The organism is Microbacterium sp. 71-23 (assembly GCF_001897265.1).
GTDB classification, from domain to species: Bacteria; Actinomycetota; Actinomycetes; order Actinomycetales; family Microbacteriaceae; genus Microbacterium; species Microbacterium ginsengisoli.
On record NZ_MKSL01000049.1, the window covers coordinates 25,156 to 47,917 of the forward strand.

Genomic DNA, 22,762 nt, shown 5'->3' on the forward strand with positions numbered 1-22,762 from the left:
CGAGCCTCGCGCTCGTGCTCGGCGCCGAATCCACACCCCAGCGCCGAATCCACGCCCCAGCGTCGAATCCACGCCCCCGCGCCGAATGCATACCTCCGCCCCGCCGGCGGCGACCGGATTCGGCGAGAAGTCGTTGACTCGGCGAAAGCGGATGGGCGTCACGCCACACCACACCACACCACCCCGACCACGCCACACGTCGCGACAACACCAGGCCACGCCACACCACGCGACCGCACGCCGCGCCGCGCGACCACGCGCCGCCACCCCCACCGACACGCCCGGGTTGCCGCGGCATCCGATATCACGTACGATTGATCTTTGGTGCTTTGCGCCTTTATTGGCGTGTCGTTGCACCGAACCCCATCCACCGCAGACCGACCGGTCTGCCCGTCGTCAGCGAGGCTATGGCAAAGAAAGACGGTGTCATCGAGATCGAAGGCACGGTGTCCGAGGCGCTCCCCAACGCGATGTTCCGCGTCGAGCTCACCAACGGTCACAAGGTGCTGGCAACGATCTCCGGAAAGATGCGGCAGAACTACATCCGCATCATCCCCGAAGACCGCGTGGTCGTGGAGCTCAGCCCCTACGACCTGACCCGCGGCCGCATCGTCTACCGCTACCGCTGACGGCAGCACTCCGGTCGAGAAGTAACGTCCCCGGCTCCGGCGGGGGAACGAAGACAGCGAACAGGAAACGCATCATGAAGGTCAACCCCTCGGTCAAGCCGATCTGCGACCACTGCAAGGTCATCCGCCGCCACGGCAACGTGATGGTCATCTGCAAGTCGAACCCGCGCCACAAGCAGCGCCAGGGCTGAGCAGACAGAAGCTTCGTCGGGATGCCGCGGGCCGCGGCATCCCGAACCCCACAACTGAACACACCACACCAGGCAGGATCAGAACCCGCATCGCGCGGGGGACACCTCGGGTCGGAGGCCCGAGCACCGATCCTGCTCCACACCTCCGACGACACTCCTAGGAGAGCCGCATGGCACGTCTCGCCGGCGTCGACATCCCGCGCGACAAGCGCGTGGTCATCGCCCTGACCTACATCTACGGCATCGGCCGTACCCGCTCGATCGACATCCTCAAGGCGACCGAGATCAGCGAGGACATCCGCGTGAAGGACCTCACCGACGACCAGCTCGTCGCCCTCCGCGACTACATCGAGGGCACCTACAAGGTCGAGGGTGACCTCCGCCGTGAGGTGGCCGCCGACATCCGCCGCAAGGTCGAGATCGGTTCCTACGAGGGCCTCCGCCACCGTCGTGGCTTGCCCGTGCGCGGTCAGCGCACCAAGACCAACGCGCGTACCCGCAAGGGTCCCAAGCGCACGGTCGCGGGCAAGAAAAAGGCCGGCAAGAAGTAAAGCGCGCCAGAAGGTTTAGGAGAGAATTCGCATGGCTGCACCCAAGACCGCTGCGCGCAAGCCGCGCCGCAAGGAGAAGAAGAACATCGCGCTGGGCCAGGCCCACATCAAGTCGACGTTCAACAACACGATCGTCTCGATCACCGACCCGTCGGGCGCTGTGATCAGCTGGGCCTCGTCCGGTGGCGTGGGCTTCAAGGGCTCGCGCAAGTCGACCCCGTACGCGGCCGGCATGGCCGCCGAGTCGGCCGCCCGTCAGGCCGCCGAGCACGGTGTCAAGAAGGTCGACGTCTTCGTGAAGGGCCCGGGTTCGGGCCGCGAGACCGCGATCCGCTCGCTGCAGGCCGCCGGCCTCGAGGTGGGCTCGATCCAGGACGTGACGCCGCAGGCCCACAACGGCTGCCGTCCGCCGAAGCGCCGCCGCGTCTGATCGTCCGGAGCCGGGGCCGCTCCTCCCGCGTGTCGGGTGAGCGGTCTCGGCATCCGCTGTTTGACAGGATGCCGCGGCCCGCGCGTCGAGCGATCGCGCGGCGCGCGCGTGGCATCCGCTGATCACAACTCAACACCTCAACACCAGCAAAGTGTCATATAGCGGGCACTTAGCCGAAAGGAACACATCGTGCTCATCGCACAGCGTCCCACTCTGACCGAGGAGAAGATCGAGGAGTTCCGTAGCCGTTTCGTCATCGAGCCGCTCGAGCCCGGCTTCGGTTACACCATCGGAAACGCGCTGCGTCGCAGCCTCCTCTCGTCGATCCCCGGCGCGGCCGTCACGAGCATCCGCATCGACGGAGTCCTCCACGAGTTCAGCACCATCCCCGGTGTGAAGGAGGATGTGACCGAGATCATCCTCAACATCAAGCAGCTGGTCGTCTCCAGCGAGCGCGACGAGCCCATCACCGCGTACCTGCGCAAGACGGGCGCCGGCGAGGTCACGGCCGCCGACATCTCGGCTCCGGCCGGTGTCGAGGTGCACAACCCCGAGCTGGTCATCGCGACGCTCAACGACACCGCTCGCTTCGAGCTCGAGCTCACCATCGAGCGCGGCCGCGGCTACGTGTCGGCGACCCAGAACCGCAACGAGTACGCCGAGGCCGGGCAGATCCCGATCGACTCGATCTACTCGCCGGTGCTCAAGGTCAGCTACCGCGTCGACGCGACGCGTGCCGGTGAGCGCACCGACTTCGACAAGCTCGTGCTCGACGTCGAGACCAAGGCTGCGATCGCCCCGCGCGACGCGGTGGCCTCGGCCGGTCGCACGCTCACCGAGCTGTTCGGTCTCGCCCGCGAGCTGAACGTTGAGGCCGAGGGCATCGAGATCGGCCCCGCGCCGGTCGAGACGGTGCTCTCGAACGAGCTGTCGATGCCGATCGAGGACCTCGATCTGTCGGTGCGTTCGTACAACTGCCTCAAGCGCGAGGGCATCAACACCGTCGCCGAGCTCGTCGCCCTCTCGGAGACGCAGCTCATGAACATCCGCAACTTCGGTCAGAAGTCGGTCGACGAGGTGCGCGACAAGCTCGTCTCGCTCGGTCTGTCGCTGAAGGACTCGGTGCCCGGTTTCGACGGCGCCCAGTTCTACGGCGGCTACGACGACGAGACCGTCTGACACCCGCAGACACCGAAGACTTCGACCACACACTGGAGCGATTGAGACATGCCTAAGCCCACGAAGGGTCCCCGCCTCGGAGGCGGCCCCGCCCACGAGCGCCTGCTGCTTGCGAACCTCGCCGCGGCGCTGTTCACCCACAAGTCGATCACGACCACCGAGACCAAGGCCAAGCGCCTGCGTCCGCTGGCCGAGCGTCTCATCACGTTCGCGAAGCGCGGCGACCTGCACGCGCGTCGTCGCGTGCTGAGCGTGATCGGTGACAAAGAGGTCGTGCACGTCCTCTTCACCGAGATCGCGCCGCTGGTCGCCGAGCGTGAGGGCGGCTACACCCGCATCACCAAGGTCGGCAACCGCAAGGGTGACAACGCGCCCCTCGCCGTGATCGAGCTCGTGCTCGAGCCGGTCGCGAAGAAGAAGCCGGCTGCCAAGAAGGCTGCTGCTCCGAAGGCCGCCCCTGCCGAGGCTCCGGCCGAGGCCCCTGCCGAGGAGACCCCCGCCGAGGAGGTCGTCGAGGCTCCGGTCGAGGAGGCTCCCGAGGCTGACGTCGCCGAGACCGAGGCTCCCGCCGAGGAGACCGCGGCCGACGAGGACGCCAAGTAAGCCGCAGCATCCGCTGTTCGATGGCCCGCACCCGCTGAGGGTGCGGGCCATCGTCGTTTCCGGGCGTCGTACCGGACCCAGAAACCTCAAGATTTCCGCAAGATTTCCGCAAGACCGCAATCCGAATGTCAAGGCTTCGCGAAGTGGGCGCCTCCGCTCGGCCGATTCCCCTAGCGTCGATGGAGGCGCGAACCCGAACGCGTAGACCCCCGGCTCACCCGGCCACGCAACGAGGGTCATCGATGGCCCCGGAGTGTCCAGTGCAGGATGCCCCGGGGTCATCCGCAGACCCTGCGCCGCCCATCCCGAATACAGCAAAGAAGAGCCCATGGCGCGACGCCGGCAGTGGGGTACGGAGCGCGACCCCGCTCCTCTCTCCGCCGTGCACGGACGCCCGTCCGCCGCGAAGCTCGCTCTCGGTCGTCTGGCGATCCAGCTCACGATCGTCATCTGGGCGATCTATGTGCTGAGCGTCGTGGTGAACCAGTTCTTCACCGACGGATTCGGCAACGGCTGGCGCGTGGTCGAAGCGCTCTCGTACGTCGTGGTGGTCACGGCGCTGACCTTCTCTGCGCTCATGTACCTGATCCAGCGGCAGGGCGCCTTCAACCGGTTCGTCGAGCATGTGCGTGTGACGCGTGCGGAGCTCGACCGTCACTTCTTCCACCACGACCGCCCTCTCACGGTGCTCATCCCCTCGTACGCCGAGGAGCCGGATGTCATCCGCAAGACGATCTGGTCGGCGGCGCTGCAGGAGTACCCGTCGCAGCGCATCGTGCTTCTCATCGATGACAGCCCGAATCCGACGAAGCCGGATGTGCTGGCGCGTCTGACGGAGACCCGCGGCATCCCCGAAGAGATCATGGAGCGCCTCCGGGTTCCGCGGGAGAGGTTCGGCGAGGCGCTGCTGACGCTCGAGCACGAGCTGCTCGTGGCGGGTGACGAGCGCGAGCTTCCCGAGGGCGCGATCGAGCGCCTCGCGATCGAGTACGGGTTCGGTGCCGCCTGGCTGCGCGACCAGGCCGCGCAGGAGCACCGCGACGACCACGTAGACGCGTTCTACATCGACGAGATCCTGCTGGGGCTCGCGGGCGACCTCGAGGCGACCGAGCTCAACCTGCGCGCCGCGCTCGCGGGTGGCGAGGAGATCCCGCTCGCGCGCCTGATGCAGCTGCACCGTCGTCTGGCGTGGATCTTCACGGTCGAGATCGGCGCGTTCGAGCGCAAGCGCTACGCGAACCTGTCGGCCGAGGCCAACAAGGCGATGAACCTGAACTCGTACATCGGGCTCATCGGCGGCCGCTACCTCGAGGTGGAGTCCGACGAGGGTCTGCTGCTCATGCCGGCTCCGGCGGGCGCGGCGAACGCCGTCAGCATCCCGTACTGCGACTTCGTGCTCACTCTCGATGCCGACTCGCTGCTGCTGCGCGAGTACTGCCTGCGCCTCGTCTACTTCCTCGAGCAGCCGGGTAACGAGCGGGTCGCGGTGACGCAGACGCCGTACTCGTCGTTCCGCGGTGCGCCGACGCGCATCGAGCGGCTGGCGGGCGCGACCACCGATCTGCAGCACATCCTGCACCAGGGCATGACCGCCCACAACGCGACCTTCTGGGTGGGGGCGAACGCCGTCATCCGTATGGACGCTCTCGACGACATCATGCAGATCGATGTCGAGAACGGCTTCGAGGTGCGCCGTTACGTGCAGGACCGCACCGTCATCGAGGACACCGAGTCGAGCGTCGATCTGGGGGAGCACGGCTGGTCGCTCGTGAACTACCCCGAGCGGCTGAGCTATTCGGCGACGCCGCCGGACTGGGGTTCGCTCATCGTGCAGCGCCGTCGGTGGGCGAACGGCGGCCTGCTGATCATGCCGAAGCTCTGGCGCACCGCGAAGGAGCGCCGCAAGGCCGGCGATCCGATGAAGGCCATGGAGCTCGCGATCCGGGTGAACTACATGGCCTCGATCGCGTGGGCGAGCTTCGGCCTCGTCTTCCTGCTGGCCTACCCGTACGACAACCGTCTGGTGAGCCCGCTCGTGCTGGCGGGCGCGCTCCCGTACTTCATCGCGATGGCCTTCGACCTGCGCTACACCGGGTACAAGGCGATGGATGTCGTGCGCATCTACGGCTTCAACCTGATCCTGCTGCCGGTGAACCTCGCGGGCGTCATCAAGTCGATCGAGCAGGCGGTGACCGGGCGCAAGATCCCGTTCGCCCGCACCCCGAAGGTCGCCGACCGCACCGGTGCGCCGCTGCTCTACATCGTCGCGCCGTACGCGATCGTGTTCTTCTCGATCTACGTCGGCTGGCTCGCGTTCGTCAACCACAACTGGGGCAACTTCGCCTTCGCGGTCGTGAATGCGGTGTGCGCGTCGTGGGCGATCCTCGCGTACATCGGCATCCGCAACTCGATCATCGACCTGTGGATCGGCTTGACCGACTGGATGTGGGTCGAGAAGAAGCCGAAGCGTGTGCGCCAGGCCGCGGCGGTCGAGGAGTTCGACTGGCGCGAGGCGCTCGAGGTCGGCCCTGCCCCGCCGGGCGCCGAGGGGCGCAAGGGTCGCGTGCGCCGTCGCCGGCGCACGCCTGTCGCCGTGCCGGTGGCGTCCGCGGCGGCGACTCCTCCCGTGAAGAAGAAGCACGTGCCGACGCAGACGATCGAGCTGCCGGTGATCGACGCCGAGCCGCGCGTGGCGCGCCCCGCGGCGCCGGTCGCGGCGCCCGCCGCCGAACCGCCGGTGGTCGCGCCGACATCCGGAACGCCGTTCGCCGTGGTCGAGATCGACGCGGAGCTCGCGGTGGTCGATGCAGAGGGCCGCATGGTCTCCGACCGTCCCCCGGTCCTCGAGCCGGATGCCGCGCCCGCGCCGGCGTTCGCCGCCGATGCGACCGGTGCGGTCACGGTGCCGGCCGAGTTCGCCGGGGTCGAGGCTGTCGAGGAACTGCTGCAGGCGGTCGCGCAGGACGACCGATCGGATGCCGCGCCCCGCCCGGCGCTCGTCGACGCCGAGGCCCCTGCCGTGCCCGTGTTCGCTGCCGGGATCACTCCTCCCGTGTCGCCGCGTCACGCCGCGGCATCCGACGATTACGAGCGCGACGAGACGCAGATCCCTGTCGCACCGATCGGGTCGCACTCGGAGAGCCCCGCCGAGCGCGCGGCCGCGTGGCGTGCGGCTCAGCGCGAGCGCTCCAACGCCGCGCGCGCCGCGGCGGAGCGGGAGAACCCGATGCCGCCGCCGGTCGAGATTGTGGATGCCGCGGCATCCGTCGCCTCGCAGCCGGCACCCGCGTCGCGCGAGACGGCGAGTCCCTACGTGCACGTCGTGGGGCCGTATCACCCCGCCGCGGCGCACGCCGAAGGCGAGGCGCAGGCACTGCACGAGGTGACGGAGCACCAGCGGGCGTTCTTCGCGCAGCACGAGCGACCGGAGCCGCAGCCGTGGGTGCAGCGGCCGGCGGCGTCGGCGGGTGCCGGGGCGCCGCAGGCGTCCGCTCCGCAGATGCCCGTCGCACCGCCGCGTCCTGTGCCGCCGCCGAGCGGCGCCGGGGCACAGCCGTTCGCGGCGCCCGGCTTTGCGCAGCCCACGCAGCCCGGCTCCACGCAGCCGACGTACGCGGCGCCGACTCCGCCGAACTACGCGCAGCCGGCCGCACCCGCTCAGCCGTCCTACACCCAGCCCGCTTACGCCCAGCCGCAGCCGCCCGCGCAGCCCGTCTATGCCCCTCAGTCGCACCCGCAGGCGGCGCCGATCCGGGCGCAGGCGGTGCCAGTGCCCCCCGGGGCGCCGATGCCGTCGTTCGCTCCGCAGTACGGTGCGCCGTCGGGCCAGCCCCATGGGGCATTCGACCCCCGGGGCGACGCCTACCCGGCCACCGGCTCGCCTCAGGGGCAGCCCTACCCGCCGGCGCAGCAGTTCACCGCTCCGGCCGCGTCCTCGGTGCCTGGCGCCTACCCGCCCGCTCCCGCCTACCCCGGCATGCCGCCGGCGGGTGCGGGCCAGCCCGGCGCGAACGCCTTCCCCACGCAGCAGCCGGGCTACCCCGCGCAGCCCGGCTACCCGGCGCAGGCCGGCCCCGCCCAGGGCGGCTACCCCACGCAGGGGTATGCCGCGCAGTCGGGCCAGCCCGCTCAGCCCCCGGCGAGCGGCAACCCGCCCGCCGGTTACCCCCAGAACGGCCACCCGGCTCAGTCGGGTTACCCCGCACAGTCGGGCTACCCCGCGCAGCCCGGCTACCCCGCCGCGCCCGGCGCTGCGCCCTACCCGCCCGCCTACCCGGCGGCGGGCTACCCGGCCGCCCCGCCGGCGCAGAACTACCCGCCGCGCCGCCGTGAGGTCGCCCCGGGTGCCAACGGGCCGCAGGGTTACACGCGCCCGCAGATGCGCGACCTCGAGAACGCGGCGTGGCAGAACGCCCCGCTGTGGCCATCGGTGCCCGAGCCCGGACAGTCGATGCCCGCCGACTGGAACCCGGGACAGGATCGCATCCTGCCGCGCGCCCGCGAACGGGCCACGGGCACCCCGCTGTGGCCCGACGAGCCCGAGTACCGCGGCTACCACGGTGACCGTCGGGCTCCGGTGCCGCCGCGCGAGCGCGCGCAGCAGTACGCCGCCGATCAGCAGGTTCCGCGCGCGAAGCGCGCCCGCCAGCGTGACCTGTGGCCGGGTTCGGAGTGAGCGTCGAGCCCACGGGTGACGCGAGCGGTTCCGGCACCACCACCGCTCCCGCGCGCGCCCCCCGCCGTCCCAGCCGCCACGAGGGCAAGCGGTTGTCCGTGTGGCGGGTGCTGCTCGCGCTTGCCGTCGTCACCGCGGTCATCACGGGCGGTGCGTTCGGTGTGCCGTATCTGCTGCGTCAGGCGCAGGTGACGCCCGCCGCGTTGACCGGATGGTTCGCCCCGTATGTCGATGTGACCACCACCCGGCAGCAGGACTTCGTCACCGAGACGGGAGCCCCCGAGAGCGAGGTCGTGCTCGCGTTCGTCGTCGCGCAGGCGAAGGATCAGTGCGTGCCCACGTGGGGTGCCGCGTACACATTGGATGCCGCGGCATCCGCTCTCGACCTCGATCGCCGTCTTGCGAAGCTGCGCTCCCAGGGGGGCGACGCGATGGTGTCGTTCGGCGGTCAGAAGAACACCGAGCTCGCGTCGGCGTGCGCCGATGAGGCGTCGCTGCAGAAGGCGTACGCGGCGGTGATCGACCGCTACGAGGTGGGCTCGATCGATCTCGACATCGAGGGCGCCGCCCTCACCGATACGGCCGCCGCCACACGGCGGGCGCAGGCGGTTGCCGCGCTGCAGAAGGAGCGTGCGGCGAAGGGGCAGCCGCTCGAGGTGTGGGTGACGCTGCCGGTGGGCCGTCAGGGGCTCACCTCCGATGGTCAGGCGGCGGTGCGCACGCTGCTGGCTGCGGGCGTGACGCTCTCGGGTGTGAACGCGATGACGATGGACTACAACGTCGACCTCGGCGGTGCGACGATGGGGCAGGTCGCGATCGACGCGTTGAGCGCGACGCATGACCAGGTCGAAGCGCTGTGGAGCGCGGCCAAGATCACCCTTCCCGAGGGCGGTGCATGGGCCCTGATCGGGTCCACGCCGATGATCGGGCAGAACGATGTGACATCCGAGGTCTTCACCATCGCCGACGCGCAGAAGCTGAGTGAGTTCGCGGTGTCGAAGGCGATCGGCCGCATGTCGATGTGGTCGTTGAATCGCGACCGCACCTGCGGGCCGAACTATCCCGACCCGAAGGTGGTCTCGACCGACTGCAGCGGTGTCGACCAGGGCGGGCAGTCGTTTGCGACCGTGCTGTCGGCGGGGCTCACGCAGCGGCCGAGCGCATCGCCGGCGGCGTCGAGCGTGCCGACGCCGGTGACCTCCGACGACCCGTCGACGGCGCCGTACCCGATCTGGTCGCCCGACCAGTCCTACTCGGTGGGTGTGAAGGTCGTCTGGCACGGCAACGTCTACGTGGCGAAGTACTGGACGCAGGGCAATCCCCAACCGGATGACCCGACTCTCGCGGCGACCGAGAGCGCCTGGACGCTCGTCGGCCCGGTGCTGGCGACCGACACCCCGTACGCGTTGCCGAGCGTCGCCCCCGGAACCTACGCGGCCTGGTCGGCGTCGGTCGCCTATCACGCCGGTGACAAGGTGCAGGTGGGTTCGACTCCGTACGTCGCGAAGTGGTGGACGCAGGGCGATGACCCGTCGCTGTCGCAGACCGATCACGAGCGGTCGCCGTGGCAGGTTCTCGGCCAGTAGACGGATGCCTCGTCCCGCCGACCCGCTGCAGGCAGGTCGCAACCCCGGCTCGGGCGACGCCATAGTGCCCTGTGCCCTCCGCGTAACCGGCTGGTAACTGGGGGCCGCTAGCTTTCGAGCGTGCCCACATCAAAGCGATCGCGGTCACGTTCTCGCCGCCCGCCGGTGCGGCAGGGGGTGCACTGGAGCGCGTATGTGCTCATGGTGCTTCTCGCACTGGGGGTCATCGCTCTGGCTGCGTACGCGATTCACGCAGTCTGAGTCGGCCCGGGTCGGCGCCGAGGATGGGGGTCCTCGAAAGCCGAGAACGACGAAGGGGCCCCGGACAGTGTCCGGGGCCCCTTCGCTATTGGGGAGTTACTTGGCGACCGTTGCGCGCTGGCGGCGAACCGCCGTGCCGACCACGATCGACGCGCCCGCGAGGGCGAGAGCGCCGCCGGCCACCCAGAGGGTGAGCAGCATGGTCGAGTCCGCACCCGTGCGCGGGAGCGAGCTGCCGGGGTTGGTGGTCGTGCCGCTGCTTCCGCCGCCGGTGACGGCAGGCAGGTTGCCGCCGCCGAGCGAGAAGCCGCTGGCGCCGACGGGGATGCTGACGGTGAGCTGGATCTGGCCCGACGAGTTCGCCTTCTTGGTGACCGAGGCGGTGCCGACGACCGACTTGACGATCGTGGCGAGCGAACCCGCCGTGATGCCTTCACCCGTGAGGGTGAAGGTGACGACCTCGTAGGCGGAGTAGCCGCCGAGCACGAAGGTGGCCGAGCTGCCCGGGCCGGGCAGGGTCGGCGCCGTGCCGGCGGGGAGGATGACCGTTCCCGCAGGGAAGCTCTCGGGAGTAGGAGTCGGGTCGCTCGGGGTGCCCGAGTAACCCGCAGCGAAGGCGGGCTGTGCGACGAAAGCGCCACCCACCGCGAGCATCAGCGCCATCGCCGTGATGGCGAGGGCCCGCTTGATCTTGTGCGTCATGTGGTGTTCCTGTTCGGTGGCTGTCTGAATGTGGATATCGGGAGCGACGGGGGATGTGAAGCTCACGGCGATGCAGCGCCAGCCGAACTGCCCGATGGATTGATGCCCCCACGGATACCCCCGCTAGCGGAACCCCATCGACACCGCACAGCCAGTATGGCGGCTAGCCGCAGGAATTTCCCAGCCCAGATGTTTCGATTGGGTAAATAGTCGGAGTCGTCACCAGCGAAAGCGGAGCGCTCGCGTGGTCGGTGGCGAGCCGGATCGAGACCGCCGACTTCCCTTGCGGCGCAAGGTTTTCGTTCCACCTCAGCACCGTTCGGCCCCGGTCGCTGAACACTGTGATCGGTGCCCCGGTGCTTGTCGATGCAGATTGCGCGAGTTGCATGCCGGATGGTAGATAGACCGTCACCGCGACACCGACGATGCCGGGGGCTGTTCCGAAGGCCCCGCCGCCGGTGATGTACCAGGGGAGAGCGGTCGCCCCGTCGGCGGGCACGGTGCTCGTGAGTGTGACGTTGAGTGACGCCGTCCCAGGGGTGTTCACCGCAGGTGCGCCGCACCACGAGACATCCGCACCGACCTTCAGGTAGTAGTCGATTTTCGATCCGACCGTGTCCATGAGATACATCGCGACCGGTGTCTGGTCGACGGACGCCTCGGGCAGCGTGCCCTGCAGCAGGGTGCCGTCGAGCACGGCCTGTTCAGTCGGATGGTTGCTCGCGATCAGCAGGCGTCGCTCCGAGCCCGCCCGTCCGAGCGCGTCGATCAGCTTCGCGGGGTCGCCCTTTCCCGACGAGAGGGCGTTGAACACGGCGGTGGCCGCGACCGCGAAGAACGCGTTCTGCTGCGCATTGGCCTTCGCGGGGGTGTCGGCGCCGTAGCGCAGGTAGACCTCGTTGAGCAGCAACTGCACGGCGTTGTCGGCACTCAGGGTGTCCCCGGTGCGCAGCGAAAGCGGACCGGTCGCGCTCAGCAGGTAGCTGAGTGCCACCGGGTCTGCGCTGATCACTCCGTCGATCGGTGTGCTCTGGGTGCGCTTCCAGAAGTCCTGCAGCAGCTGCGCGGCCGTCGCGAAGTCGGGCACCGAGGTGACGTTCTGGTAGTAGGTCGCCGGCTTCTCGCTGAAGAGCGCCAGCGTGGCGGCATCGAGTGTCGTCACGGGCTCACCGGTGTTCGGCAGCACCTTCTGGATGTCCTCGACGGTGAAGGTGATCTTGCCGTGATCGGTGTGCACCAGGGCGAGTGCGCCCGCGATGCCGCCGAGCGTGCGCAGCTCGGCCGGATTCTGGAACATCAGCAGATAGTTGCGCGGGCCGTCCGCTCCGAGCATCGCCGGCAACAGCGCGGTCGTGCGTCGCAGGGCGTCGGTGCCCTCGGCGACAGTGCTGAGCAGATCGGATGCCTCGGTCACGGGTGCGCGCAGAGCGGGCAGGAGTGCCGAACGATCGAGGCTGTTGACCTCGGCGCTCGCCTGGGCCGCGGCGGTCGCCGCGCCTGCAGACGGCTGCGCGAGCGCCGCGACGGGCGTCAGGTCGATGGCGCCGTCCTTCGGGGTGAACAGCGAGAGGTTGAGATTGTCGGTCGCCGACACGAGCGGCTCGATCACGTCGGTCGACGTCGCAAGCAGTGCGGTCGCGAGCGTGGAGACGGCGTGCAATTGGGGGCCGATCCAGGGCAGGTGGGACGCCGCCGACCAGATCGGGTCGCTGGTGAGGGTGCGGGCCTCGCTGGCGTCGGCCTCGAGCTGCGACAGAGCTGCACGTGCTCCGGCAGGGTCTTTCGAGATGCTCGACTGCACGGTGCTCGCGAGTGACTTCGCCTCGAGTAGATGCTGTGCGGCCAGGGCTCCACGCACGCCGACCCATGTTCCGACGGCGACGGCGACGGCGAGCACGCCCCAGCAGGCGTAGATCGCCCAGCGGCGCGCGTGGCGAGAGCGGCGGCGTGCACGGGCGGCGGTCATGCGATCACCCTAAGCGGGAGGCATCCGCTGTCACGACAGCGACGGTGCCCCCGCGGTGCCGAGGGACCCTGCGAGCTGCAAGATGACGAATGTGACGTTGAACACTGCGTGAACGACGATGGCGGTCCACAGTCGTCGCTGCACGAGAACGATCGTGCCGGTGACGAGCGCCACGGCGCCCAGCGAGACGATGGCGCTGACGTCGAGCGTCGACGTCAGACCGTGGGCGAGGACGAACAGTGCACTGCTCACGAGGGTCGCCGCGATGCCCGCAAGCACGCGGCTGCCCGTGAGGCGTCGGAACACCGTGTCGGCGGAGAGCAGCAGCACCCCTCGGAAGAAGAGCTCCTCGAGAAGGGGTGAGACGACGACCGGAACGAGGGCGCCGAACACGACCCACTGCAGATCGAGGGTGGCGGTGGGCCAGGCGGCCGCTCCTCCTCGTGCCGCCTGGGCGACGAGGCCTTGCACGAGGCGCAGGGCGAGTCCGATGACGACGCCGTAGAGCAGGTCTCGCGAACGGAATCGAAGGATGCCCCGGGGCGCCCCGTAGACGAAGCCGACGACCACTCCCGTCGCCATCGCGGCGAGCACCGCGACGTCGGCGATGAGGGTGCCGGTCGCAAGGTCAGTGGCGCTGAGCGCGGTGGCCGAGATGAGGATCGCGAGTGCCAGCGCCGACAGCGAGACGCCGAGCACGCGCAAGCCCCATTGGTGTCGGGTCGCGCGACGTGTGCTCACGGGGGAGGGTTCGTCGGTGAGCGGGTCGGTCACGCGGCCAGAGTACCGGCGCACGTTCGTTGCGTCGCGGTCACCAGTCAGAAACATGCGTTGTGGCAGGATGAAGCCCGTATCACCGGGGAAAGGCGCCATGGAGCTCAGCGACTACATCAGAGTTCTGCGAAAGAACTGGCTCGTCATCGTCGCCATCACCCTCATTGGGCTGGGGGCGGCCGCGGGCTACTCACTCACGCGGACACCCATGTACCAGGCCGAGGCGACGGTGTTCGTGTCGACTCAGCAGGGCAACACGGTGCAGGAGCTCCAGCAGGGATCGAGCTTCACGCAGGCGCGGGTGACGACGTACACGAAGCTCGTCACCCAGCAGACGGTCCTGCAGAAGACCATCGACAAGCTTCGGCTCTCCGTGACTCCCGACGAGTTGAGCAAGCAAGTGAGCGCGTCGAACGCGCTCAATACGACGCTCATTCAGATCTCAGCAACCGATCCGGATCCCGCGCAGGCCGCAGCGATCGCGAACGCCGTGAGCGCTAGCCTCACGGAGACCGTTCCCGAGATCGAGCCGTCCAGCACGTCGGGCGAGAGCCCGGTGAAGCTGACCACGACCACGACCGCGACCCCGCCGACCGCGCCCGTCAGCCCGAACGTCCCCCTCAACCTTGTCCTCGGCGGGATCATCGGACTTGCGCTCGGCATCATTTTCGCGGTCCTGCGGCAGGTGCTCGACAACAAGATCCGATCGATCCGCGATATCGAGAGTGTCAGTGATCGCCCGATCATCGGCGCGATTCCCTTCGACTCCAAAGCAGCGGAGCGACCGATCATCTTGCAAGCGGATCCGCACAACGCGCGATCCGAATCCTTCCGCGCACTGCGGACGAATCTCCAGTTCCTGGAGATGGACGGCGGCCATGTCTTCGTCATCACATCGAGCCTTCCGTCCGAAGGCAAGTCGACGACGTCGGTGAACTTGGCGATCGCGCTCGCTGACGCAGGCAAACGCGTCGCGCTTATCGACACGGACCTTCGCAAGCCGAAGGTTGCGGAGTATCTCGGTGTTGAGGGTGGCGCTGGACTGACGGATGTTCTCATCGGGCGGGCGCGATTGACCGATGTCATGCTTCCGTGGGGTCAGCGTTCGCTTTACGTACTGCCGGCCGGAAAGGTCCCGCCGAACCCGAGCGAACTGCTGGGGTCAGCGCAGATGTCGCAGTTGCTCGACGTTCTTTCACGTGAGTTCGACATCGTCATCCTCGATGCTCCGCCGCTCCTTCCCGTGACGGACGCTGCGGTTCTCTCGAAGGTCGCGTCCGCGGCGATTGTGGTGGTGTCCGCGGGTCGAACGACGAAGGGTCAGCTCGGTGCAGCGCTCGACGCTCTTGAGACCGTCGGCGCAAAGGTGGGCGGTATCGTCCTGTCCATGGTTCCGGTGCGTGGGCCGGACGCATATGGCTATGGCTATGGCTACGGCTACAGCTATGGATATGGCGGATATGGATCGACGTCCGCCTCAGCGAAGCGCGCGCGACGAAAGCAGGGGCGTCGAGCCGTGCCGACCGCTCCGCGTGAGGGTGACTGAGAGGTCGTCCGGCTCCCGCAGAGCGGTCCGCCGGCTCACATGGATGTTGATGATCGAGGCGCGAGGACGATGTGTTGCGCGACCGCGCGTGCGTGGCCCCGTACCCGACACATGTGCGACACAAGCCGACGGTAAGGTGCTCACCGGCGGATTCCGAGGTTCGCCACCTCAACTCAGCCGACGGGGAGGTTGACGTGACATCCAGCGTGGAGGCAGAGCTGACCGCTCAGAATGCAAATGACGACGCGTCGGCCGCGCGGAGCGCAGCTGGCCCGAACCGTGAGCGATCGAATCCGACGCGGCTGACCCCATCGTGGCGGACGGCTTATCAGCGCAGGCTCGCGATATCTGACCTTCTGGTGTTGGTCTGGGTGGTCTTCGGAACGCAGATCGCGTGGTTCGGTTTCGGCGACGTCCAGCTTGCCCTCGGCGAGCAGACTCAGCTCGACCCCGTCTCCTACTGGGCGTTCTCGATCGCTCTGATCCTCCTGTGGATGGGTGCACTCGCATGGTCTGACTCGCGTAGCTATCGGGTCATCGGCACCGGCACGACCGAGTACGTGCGGGTCGTGGATTCGAGCCTGCGGGTGTTCGGCGCAATCGCGATCGTGGCCTTCCTCGCGAAGGTCGACCTCGCCCGAGGGTTCCTGCTCATCAGCCTGCCTGTGGGTGTCGTGGTGTTGATGTTCGAACGGTGGCTGTGGCGCCAGTGGCTCATTGCTCAACGGGAGCACGGTCGGTGGTCGGCTCGCGTGCTTCTCGTCGGGTCCGTCGACTCGGTCGCGCAGATTGCACGGGAACTCGAACGATCAGCATCGGCTGGATACCTCGTCGTCGGTGCGTGCGTTCCTCACGGGAAGATCGCTGACCATATCCCGGGAACGGACATTCCCATCATGGGGAGTGTCGATGCGGTGGAGCGCGCGGTCGATGCGACTCTTGCAGACACGGTCGCGGTAACGAGCACGGACGACCTTCCCCCCGACAAGGTCAAGCAGATCTCGTGGAGCCTCGAGGCGGGCCGACAGCACCTCGTTCTCGCGCCCAGCATCGTGGACATCGCTGGTCCCCGTCTCCACACTCGACCGGTTGCGGGTCTGCCGCTCATCCACGTGGAGACGCCGCGATTCTCGATGGGACAGCGGTTCGTGAAGAGGACGTTCGACCTGGTTGGAGCGTCGATATTGGTCGCGCTGCTCTCCCCGGTGCTTCTGGCGGTGACGGTGGCCGTGTCGGCAACCAGCATCGGCCCGGTCCTGTACAAGCAGGAGAGGATCGGACTGCGTGGGAATCCCTTCTACATGCGCAAATTTCGTTCCATGAGAGTCGGTGCGGATCGCGAGCTCAAGGCGTTGCTCGAGGAGCAGGGGACGAGCGAGAAGCCGCTCTTCAAGATCAAGAACGACCCGCGCATCACGCCCGTCGGCCGATTCATCCGGAAATACTCGCTGGACGAGTTGCCGCAGTTGTTCAACGTCCTTGGGGGCACGATGAGTCTCATCGGTCCTCGCCCGCAGATTGCTGCAGAGGTAGCGCTCTACTCCGATGCGGCGCGCCGGCGGCTTCTCGCCCGTCCCGGCCTCACCGGTCTCTGGCAAGTGAGCGGTCGAAGCAGCTTGGACTGGGAAGACGCCGTCCGCCTCGACCTGTACTACGTCGAGAACTGGTCACTCGTGGGCGATATCGCAATCCTGTTCAAGACGCTTCGCGCCGTTCTCTCCCCGGGGGAGACCGCGCACTGATCTCATCATTCTCAGCTCGCATGCGGGCTGCTTCGTCTGCCTCGTTCGCCTCAACACCTGGAGACTTCTCGTGAGCGAGATCGGCCCTGACGACGTCACGACCGACGGCGTCATCGTCCATGAATGGTACGAGAGCCACGGCGGCGCAGAGGCGGTGGTTGATCGCCTTCGTGGACTGCTCCCGGGTGCTGAGCTTCACTGTCTGTGGGTCGACGGAGAGCGCATTGACCCAACGTCGGTGAGGGAGTCCTGGCTCGCGCGGACCCCCCTGCGACGCAGGAAGGCGCTCGCGCTTCCGATGATGCCCATCGCATGGCGAAACGTCGGTGCACACCACCGCTGGGCGATTATCAGCACCCACCTCTTCGCCCATCACTACTCGGAGCGCGCAAACCGCGACCTGAAGAAGCTCGCGTACGTCCATACTCCCGCTCGCTATATTTGGGCGCCTGAGGTGGATCCCCGCGGTGCGAACGTGGCGGCCCGCATCGCTTCTCCGCTCCTGCGACCGATCGATCGTCAGAGAGCGGGTGAGCTCGACAGTATCGCCGCGAACAGCGAGTTTGTCCGCCAACGCATCATGCGCGCGTGGGAGCGAGACTCGAGAGTCATCTATCCCCCGGTGGCGGCGGCCGAGATATCCCGACGGGTGATGCAGGTCGAGGACCCGGTCGCTTGGGGTGTGCCCCGCTGGACCAGCGAGCCGTTTCTCCTTGCCGCTTCACGACTCGTGACCTACAAGCGTATCGACGCCGCGATCGCCGCGGCTAGCGCCGCAGGGCTGCCGCTCGTCGTCGCCGGTTCCGGTCCCGACAGACCCCGTTTGGAGGCGATCGCCGCTGACTCAGCCGTCCCGGTGTACTTCGCGGGGCGCGTCAGCGACGACTTGCTGCACTCGCTTTACTCGCGTGCCGCAGCTTTCGTGTTCCCCGCAGTGGAGGACTTCGGGATCATGCCGGTCGAAGCGCTGGCTTCCGGTACGCCCATCGTCGTCAACGCGATCGGGGGTGCGGCCGAGATCCTGGGGTCTTCGCGTGTGGGCTCGACGTTCGATGTCGCGTCGGCGTCGGACGCGGTCGAGGCGATTCAGAAGGCGATCGGCTCCAGTCCGGATGAGTGTCGACGCCGTTCCCTCGAGTTCGACGTTTCCAACTTCGATCGGTCGATTCATGCGTGGCTCTCCGATTCGGACATCTCGTGAACATGTCGCGTAACCCACGCTGGATCGTCGTGACCCACTCCGCTGCGCCCGGCGGAGCGGAACTCGGACTGGTCAGATATGCAGAGCACTCACGTCGGGTAGATCGCGTGATCTCCTTCGCCGACGGATGGCTGACCCGGATCTTGAGCGAGCGCGGAACGCCCGTGCTGGTCGACAAGTCCCCGGGGCGCCGGCTCCGTCGCCTCCTTCGGGAAGACTCGAGCCTCGTCGTCATGAGCAATACACTGCGTGCGGCGTTGGTCGTCGCGATTGCACGTGTGCCGCGTCGCAGACACGTGATCTACGTGCAGGACGCGGTTCGTGGGGGCTACTTCTCTCTACCGAAACGACTCCTCATCGAGTTGGTCATCCTCCGATCGGCGGCTGTGCTTCTCGCCAACAGTGAGTTCACAGTCGGATCCCTTCCGCGGTCGCTTCGTCGTCGCGCTGTCGTCGTGGGCACACCGTCGGGGATCCTTACTCCCGACATTCGAGTTCGCAACGATGCACTCAACCGTCCCGTCAAGGTGCTCTCGTTGAGCCGACTCACGCCGTGGAAGGGGATCCACGTCCTCCTCGACGCCTTGGCGATTCTCAGTGAGCGATTGCCGGCGGATATGGGCCTCGAGATCACGATCGCAGGGGCTGCGCACTTCGGCGAAGAGGAGTACGAGGCATCGTTGAAGGAGCGCGCGCGGAACATGCGGTTCCCTGTGGCGTTCGTGGGTCACGTCGACAATGTCGACGACCTGCTCGCAGACACCGACATCTTGGTCCACACGTCCACCACGCCCGAGCCGTTCGGTCAGGTGATCATTCAAGGCCTCGCGTCCGGCGCCCATACGATCGTGGCGGACGCCGGTGGCGCAGCAGAGATTGTGCTCGCGACGAAGCGCGGCATGCGAACGACACCAGGTGATGCTCAAGAGCTTGCGGCCGCAATTGAGCGCATTGTGCGGGACGGGCGCTCCGCGTCCGGCCCGGACCTGCCGGTGCGCTATACGGATCCGGCGGTCGCTGGAGCAATTGACGGTCAGCTTCAGAGGTGGTCATGCTGACCTCCGGCCTCACCGCACTCTTCGCGGTGCTGTCGCGACTGGGGAACCTGGCGATCCTGCTCGCGGGAACCGCCGCCCTGCCGCATACCGACTACGCCTGGCTCGCGGTCGCGATGGGGCTGTCTGCCGCGACCCAGGTGCTCCTCGATCCCGGCGCCGTGGCCTATCTGTCGGTCATCCCCTCTGAGGATGAGTATGAGACCTCGGTGCGGCGAATGTATGGCCTACAGGCGGTTGCGGGGATGATCTCCATCACCGTGTTCATCATCGTGGGGGCCGTCGCGCTCCGAGGCGACCTGACGAGCTCGAGTTGGGCGATCGGCGCAGTCGGACTTCTGCCGGTCGCGGAGAACTTCGCCAGAGTGACCCGCGTACGTTGGTTGCGTCATCATCAACTCAGCAAGTATCGCGCTGTCGACCTCGGGCTTGCCGTCATCAAGGGCGGCATCGCGCTCGCGTTGATCGCGCGCGTCGGGGTCGGGTCGATTGTGGCCGGCACGGCGATTGCTGTCATCGCAGCGACGGGGATCGTCGTCGTCTCACTCCGCGGTGACTATCAGAGAAATCCACGCCTGCCGACGGTGGGCCGGGAATGGATGTCGGCAGTGCAGTTCGGACTTCCGACGATGGCTGCCGGTGCATACTCTCAGATTCCGGTCGTCCTCATGGCTGCGTTTGCTCCGATCAGCGACGCGGCAGTCCTCGCGACCGCGACGCGATTGGTGCAACCCGTCGAGATCGTTCCGGGAAGCATCTCTCAGATGTATCTCCCGCAGATCGCGCGACGTCGTTCCGGTGGGAAGCTGGTCTGGGGCCTCGCGGCGCTCGGAGTTCCCGCGGCGATCGCCACCGGAACGCTGGGAGCTGTCCTGTTGTCCCACGCCGAGCAGCACGCGGCGACCGTGACTGCGCTCGTCATCCTCTCTTGCGCCTTGCCGCTGAAGTTCGCAAACTACGGCCAAGCGGCGGTGCTCACGGGGCTCGGGAAACCACTCGTCCGGCTGATCGTGTCGTTGTCGACTGGCGCGATCGCGCTGGTGGCGGTGGCCATCGCCCTTCCCCACGGCCCCGATTTCGTCGCGCTGTCGATGGCGTGTTCGGAATCGGTACTGTTCGTCCTTCTCTTCATCGCACGAAAGGCAGTCAAGTGAGAGTTGTCATCGCATCAGCAGCCTGCGCATCCGGTCAAGGGATGCCGCGGAACATCGGCGATGAGGCCCTTACGGATGCTCTAGCAGGGGTTCTGCAGCGCGCAGGGAACGATGTCGTCGCATCGCTCGGTGGTGAGTGGTCGGACACGCCGACCACTGATTCGGGCATCGAGCGTGTGCCGCTTCGCGGAGTCGGCGAGCTACGCGCGGCGTTTGCCGGAGCGGATCACGTGGTGATCGGCGGAGGCACGCTGTTGGCAGAGAACGAAGCGCCGCAGTACGGGCTCATCCCTCGAGGCCTTATCCGATACGTGCTCGCGGTCTCCGGCGTGGCCGCGACCATGCGAATCCCGTACTCATTCGTGGGAGTCGGTGCGGAGAAGTGGCCGGCGCGCGGCGCCACCCTCCTGAAGCGCACGGTGAACCGTGCCCACATGGTTGCCGTGCGAGACGCCGACTCCGCAGCGCTCGTCCATGAGAAGACCGGCGTCAGTCCCACCCTCTCGGGGGATGCCTTCTATGGCTGGGTGCCCGAGCGCGGTTCCCGTCCGGGCAACCAAACGGTCGTCGCGCTGAGCGGACGCACGACCGCCCCGCAGATCGAACAGGTCATCGATCAAGTGTTGCGTTCCGGTCGACGCAACGTGGCAATTGTGCGGATGGACCAGGAGGGTGACGACGAACTCGTGAGCCGTACACTTGCTGAACGGCTCACGGCCCAGCATGTCTCGGTTGAACTCACGCCTCTGGTTCGCGATTGGCGCGACGTTTACACCACAATCGCCGATGCTGAGCTCGTCGTGGCCTCGAGGCTTCACGCGTTGATCATGGCGTCTCGAGCGGGGGTTCCGTCGGTCGCGATTGGGGAGAACAAGAAGGTGAGAACGTTCGTCGCTGATTCCGGTATTGCGCATATCGATTCCGGCTTCGACCCGCGATCGGCTCGTACCGATTACATCCTGAGGCAGCAGGAGCTGTTGGAGGATGCCTGTGCCCGCATTAGCTGACGTATCGGCGATGGCCCGCCAGCGGCTGTGGCTGCTCGGGTCGGGCCTGATGGTGCTCGTGGCAATTCTCGTTCCGCATATTGCGACCTGGTCGACACGGCCTCGCGCGTATACCCTGCTCGCCACTATCGCGTTCGTGTGCGTTGTGGAGACTCGGCGGGCGAGGGACATCCTTTCTCCACTCAACCTTCTTTCCGCCATTTTTGCCTTCCTCTACGTGGCGAAGGCCAACTACATCCTCGACACGGGGTTCACCAGTCCTGCGGCAACAGCTGACGGTCAGATCGTTTCGGCGGCGATCGAGAGCGAACTGGCGGGCGTGATGACGTTGGTCGGGGTCGCCTACTGGTGTCTGGTGATGGGCTTCTGGTTGTTCGCGCGTCCTGTCGCGAATCGCTTGCCGCTCAACCTGACTCGGTCCGCGAGCGTCAATTCCACTCGTTGGGCATGGTGGACGGTTCTCTCCATGGGACTGGCGCTCGGAGGCTATGGGTGGTTGATCGTGCGCGCCGGCGGCATCATCGCGTACATCGACGGTCTTGCGCTCCGAAGCTCCTCTCTCGAGGGAGTCTCATTCGTCACCCTGTCTGGGGTCCCGCTGCTCGTCTTGACGTTCTATGGGGTCGCGCACTGGCTCAGCGGACAGCACACGCCCACGTCCATGCGTGTGTTGACGATCATCGCGATCGTCATCGCTTTGACCACGGCAACGTTGAGCGGGGGCAGGGCAGCGATCATCACAGGAACGCTGTTGCCGTTGATGCTCCTCATCCACTACCTGCGGAGGCCATTCGGGCTCGGGGGCGTTCTGGCGGCGGGCGCGGCCGGATTCGCACTGCTGCTGACGCTTGGCGCGCTCCTGAGAGACCGTACGTTCGCAGCACCTGGAGCCGATGCGTGGAGTTTCGTCGTCGCACGGTTCAACGACGTTACGGCCAGCACGCTGGGCGGAGTCGAGGCAGTTCCTCTTGACACGCTCCTCGTGACGTACCGCGAGATCTCTTCGGGATCAACACCCCTTCAACTCGGGCAAACATATGAGCCGATCTTCACATGGCTGATTCCCCGTGCGGTGTGGCCGGACAAGCCCGCCGGCGGCGGAAACGCGTGGTTCACATCGGAATTCGTCCCGCGCTTCTATGGGCCCAATCAAGTCGAAACGAGCATTTCGGCGATCGGGGAGTCGTTCGCCAACTTCGGTTGGATCGGTGTGCTCGTCGTATTCTTCATCCTCGGGATCGTCCTGACACGCCTCTACTCACGGCTTCGCACGACCATCGTCAGCATCGACGGGATCGTGGTCTACGCGCTGATGGCTTCCTATTTCTTCCCCGTCATTCGCGGCGATGCGTACCACAACGTCACGTCGGTCGTATTCATGCTTGCGGTCTGGGCTGCCATACGTTTCCTCGTCGTCGCGCGAATGGCCCCGCCTGAAGGCAGCGCCCGGGGTCAAGTCCCGTGGTGTGGTGTCACTTCGGTTGTTTCCGGTGGTGGATGGGGTTAGGCG

Annotated in this window: 18 protein-coding genes; 15 read left to right on the forward strand and 3 right to left on the reverse strand. The window is 67.2% G+C overall.

What is annotated here, in order from left to right; all coding sequences use genetic code 11:
• Positions 1–407 precede the first annotated feature (407 nt).
• The 8 genes from infA to BGO15_RS13825 all read left to right on the forward strand — a co-directional run bounded on the left by infA (position 408) and on the right by BGO15_RS13825 (position 9,844).
• Positions 408–629 carry a translation initiation factor IF-1 gene (gene infA / locus BGO15_RS13790; protein ID WP_013583992.1) on the forward strand — a complete coding sequence of 74 codons (222 nt, stop codon included), beginning with the start codon at positions 408–410 and terminating at the stop codon, positions 627–629.
• Between the two features lie 74 nt (positions 630–703).
• Positions 704–820: a 50S ribosomal protein L36 gene (gene rpmJ / locus BGO15_RS13795; protein ID WP_022893853.1), complete on the forward strand. Its 117-nt coding sequence runs from the start codon at positions 704–706 to the stop codon at positions 818–820.
• Positions 821–990: 170 nt separating this feature from the next.
• A complete protein-coding gene (gene rpsM, locus BGO15_RS13800) occupies positions 991–1,371 on the forward strand; it encodes a 30S ribosomal protein S13 (protein ID WP_045246417.1) in 381 nt (126 codons plus the stop codon).
• 31 nt (positions 1,372–1,402) lie between these two features.
• The gene (gene rpsK, locus BGO15_RS13805) at positions 1,403–1,801 is read left to right on the forward strand and encodes a 30S ribosomal protein S11 (protein ID WP_045246416.1); all 399 of its coding nucleotides are present in this window, start codon (positions 1,403–1,405) and stop codon (positions 1,799–1,801) included.
• Between the two features lie 189 nt (positions 1,802–1,990).
• Positions 1,991–2,980 (forward strand): DNA-directed RNA polymerase subunit alpha, encoded by a 990-nt coding sequence (locus BGO15_RS13810; protein WP_045246414.1) that lies wholly within the window; start codon positions 1,991–1,993, stop codon positions 2,978–2,980.
• Positions 2,981–3,028: 48 nt separating this feature from the next.
• A complete protein-coding gene (rplQ, locus tag BGO15_RS13815; RefSeq protein WP_056206466.1) occupies positions 3,029–3,583 on the forward strand; it encodes a 50S ribosomal protein L17 in 555 nt (184 codons plus the stop codon).
• 328 nt (positions 3,584–3,911) lie between these two features.
• Positions 3,912–8,258: a glycosyltransferase family 2 protein gene (locus BGO15_RS13820; protein ID WP_200934399.1), complete on the forward strand. Its 4,347-nt coding sequence runs from the start codon at positions 3,912–3,914 to the stop codon at positions 8,256–8,258.
• Positions 8,255–9,844: a chitinase gene (locus tag BGO15_RS13825; RefSeq protein ID WP_156454763.1), complete on the forward strand. Its 1,590-nt coding sequence runs from the start codon at positions 8,255–8,257 to the stop codon at positions 9,842–9,844. The genes BGO15_RS13820 and BGO15_RS13825 overlap by 4 nt, the downstream gene beginning before the upstream one ends.
• 357 nt (positions 9,845–10,201) lie before the next feature.
• Here BGO15_RS13825 and BGO15_RS13830 read toward each other — a convergent pair whose 3' ends face one another.
• From BGO15_RS13830 to BGO15_RS13840, 3 genes are all read right to left on the reverse strand, one after another.
• Entirely contained in the window at positions 10,202–10,807 is a 606-nt protein-coding gene (locus tag BGO15_RS13830; protein ID WP_273190721.1) for a hypothetical protein, read from the reverse strand.
• A 163-nt stretch (positions 10,808–10,970) separates the two neighbouring features.
• Positions 10,971–12,773, reverse strand: coding sequence for a DUF4012 domain-containing protein (locus tag BGO15_RS13835; protein ID WP_056519219.1), 1,803 nt, complete (start codon positions 12,771–12,773; stop codon positions 10,971–10,973).
• Positions 12,774–12,803: 30 nt separating this feature from the next.
• Positions 12,804–13,547: a CPBP family intramembrane glutamic endopeptidase gene (locus BGO15_RS13840; protein ID WP_056519222.1), complete on the reverse strand. Its 744-nt coding sequence runs from the start codon at positions 13,545–13,547 to the stop codon at positions 12,804–12,806.
• A 97-nt stretch (positions 13,548–13,644) separates the two neighbouring features.
• Here BGO15_RS13840 and BGO15_RS13845 point away from each other — a divergent pair, with 97 nt between their 5' ends.
• The 7 genes from BGO15_RS13845 (at position 13,645) to wzy (ending at position 22,759) form a co-directional block, all read left to right on the forward strand.
• Positions 13,645–15,093: a tyrosine-protein kinase domain-containing protein gene (locus tag BGO15_RS13845; RefSeq protein ID WP_056206455.1), complete on the forward strand. Its 1,449-nt coding sequence runs from the start codon at positions 13,645–13,647 to the stop codon at positions 15,091–15,093.
• A gap of 194 nt (positions 15,094–15,287) precedes the next feature.
• On the forward strand, positions 15,288–16,835 hold the full coding sequence (locus BGO15_RS13850; RefSeq protein ID WP_200934400.1) for a sugar transferase: 1,548 nt from the start codon (positions 15,288–15,290) through the stop codon (positions 16,833–16,835).
• Between the two features lie 70 nt (positions 16,836–16,905).
• Positions 16,906–18,036, forward strand: coding sequence for a glycosyltransferase (locus BGO15_RS13855; protein ID WP_056206453.1), 1,131 nt, complete (start codon positions 16,906–16,908; stop codon positions 18,034–18,036).
• Positions 18,037–18,143: 107 nt separating this feature from the next.
• The gene (locus BGO15_RS13860; RefSeq protein WP_162237849.1) at positions 18,144–19,094 is read left to right on the forward strand and encodes a glycosyltransferase family 4 protein; all 951 of its coding nucleotides are present in this window, start codon (positions 18,144–18,146) and stop codon (positions 19,092–19,094) included.
• Positions 19,082–20,245 (forward strand): polysaccharide biosynthesis protein, encoded by a 1,164-nt coding sequence (locus BGO15_RS13865; protein ID WP_056206449.1) that lies wholly within the window; start codon positions 19,082–19,084, stop codon positions 20,243–20,245. The genes BGO15_RS13860 and BGO15_RS13865 overlap by 13 nt, the downstream gene beginning before the upstream one ends.
• A 41-nt stretch (positions 20,246–20,286) precedes the next feature.
• The gene (locus BGO15_RS13870) at positions 20,287–21,252 is read left to right on the forward strand and encodes a polysaccharide pyruvyl transferase family protein (RefSeq protein ID WP_162237850.1); all 966 of its coding nucleotides are present in this window, start codon (positions 20,287–20,289) and stop codon (positions 21,250–21,252) included.
• Entirely contained in the window at positions 21,236–22,759 is a 1,524-nt protein-coding gene (wzy, locus tag BGO15_RS13875; RefSeq protein ID WP_273190709.1) for an O-antigen polysaccharide polymerase Wzy, read from the forward strand. The genes BGO15_RS13870 and wzy overlap by 17 nt, the downstream gene beginning before the upstream one ends.
• Positions 22,760–22,762 lie beyond the last annotated feature (3 nt).